3 protein-coding genes are annotated in these 1,750 nt (G+C 30.0%); all 3 read right to left on the bottom strand.

Annotated features, from left to right (window positions below; all coding sequences use genetic code 11):
• The coding region (locus tag KPL44_RS24950; protein ID WP_216256094.1) for a hypothetical protein at positions 1-482 on the bottom strand (482 nt) is incomplete at its 3' end.
• A 13-nt stretch (positions 483-495) separates the two neighbouring features.
• Positions 496-789 carry a hypothetical protein gene (locus KPL44_RS24945; protein WP_216256092.1) on the bottom strand — a complete coding sequence of 98 codons (294 nt, stop codon included), beginning with the start codon at positions 787-789 and terminating at the stop codon, positions 496-498.
• 732 nt (positions 790-1,521) lie between these two features.
• The coding region (locus KPL44_RS24940; RefSeq protein ID WP_216256090.1) for a hypothetical protein at positions 1,522-1,750 on the bottom strand (229 nt) is incomplete at its 5' end.

Here is a 1,750-nt window from a genome sequence, read left to right as displayed (position 1 = left end):
CTAGTGACATTTACAGCAGCATTAAATTTAAATTTATTGCTAGATCCAAATTTAGGAGATATAAGTTTTGAAATACTAAAATTCTTATCAATACCTGCTGCTCCAAACCCGACTTTAAGATCTTTACAAAATATTTTTTTCTGAGCAACTTTTTTCATAAGACCCACATTGCTAAATTCTTTATACATACCCATCTTTTTAAGTGCTTTAAAATCTTTGCTTAAGCCAAGTGGTGTTTTAACAACTCCGTATGCTAATGTTGCAACTGACAAAGTAGAAAAAGTTATTTTTCCAGCTTTTTCTCCATTCTTCTTATATTCATTAGCCATATTTTCCCCACCTCTTAAATATCCCACACCATAGAATGCTCCACCACCAGCAGCTGCTAAAACATCCGAACCGCCTTTTTTGTACAGCCACCTTGACCCTGTAGCATTGCCTGTACTCTTGTAGTTGACTAATGCGGCTATATCGTACCCCATAGAACTAGCTCCCTTAAACAACTCCTACCCAATACCTATTCGCACCATGCCTATACCAATCTTTAATTCCATCTTTAAGACTTCTTATATCTTTTGCAGTCCAACCTTTTACACCAAACGCTCCCAAAACGCTTTCTGATACAATCGTTGATAATATATCACTGCCCTCTGTCTTTACTGCATCAAGAATAACATCAAGTCTACTAACATTAATCCCATATTTCTTTTCAAACACTTTTGAATCTGTAGTTATACGACTAGCAACACGCTGATCAGTTGCTTGGGCCTTTTGAGAAAATTGGCTCATTTTTGTACCAAATAAATTAAGTTTATCAATTTTAGATTGATATTGTATATTCTTTTTATTAATAGAATCATTAGCATTTGAAATATTCCTTCGCGATGTTGGTGGTAGACTGTTAAGATTACTAACTATATGTTCAAAATTATCTACTTCAATTTAAAACTTTCCACCAGTCTAGTTACAACTCAATTCAAATCACTTAGTCAGTTTTATTCCATGAATTTATAAAACCATTTGAAATGATCTCTTAATTCATTGTTTTGAGCCATACTTATCCTAAATTTAATTTTTTTACCTAAACTATTATATTAATATAATAGTTTATTCCCTTACCTCTTGTAGCTATATTAAATTCAATATCTCTGATTTTTGATAAATATATAGTTTCCGAAATTGATTGATTAATTGAATACCACGATATTCTAATATACTCCTATGTAAATTCAACTACTTTATATTTTTTATAAATTACCACATTTTTATATAAAATAATCAGAAATAAAAAGAAACAAAATAAATAGATAAATGCATACTAATTACCTTATTAGTACAATATACTTAATGTTATATTTTAGTTTAAAGGATTAAGTCCAAATATAAATGGGACCTTTACACCACTCATAACTACATATACTTTAAGACTTAATATAAGCAAAAAAATATGATTTATTTAATATAAAAATAATAGCATTCTCTTTAGTGTAAATAAAAAACAGCACCTGTTTAGCTTTTTAGTTATTTATATTCTTCTTCAGATATTACTAATACGCCCTCTTTTAGTATAGGGTCTTCACATATCCAACTATATGCCATATACATACTATAATTATGGACAACCCTCCAAATTATTTTGTTATTAGCCTCGTCAGCAATATGAATTGTTAATAATACAAACCCCACGTTTTCATTATCTCTCCCAAAAGCAGCAGAAATATCTTCTACATGACATTTCCCTTGTACCTTG

It is taken from the genome of Clostridium sp. DSM 17811, assembly GCF_018861905.1.
GTDB classification, from domain to species: domain Bacteria; phylum Bacillota; class Clostridia; order Clostridiales; family Clostridiaceae; genus Clostridium_AD; species Clostridium_AD frigoriphilum.
The sequence above is the reverse complement of the archived record's forward strand: the minus strand, read 5'-3'. Positions and strand labels throughout refer to the sequence as shown.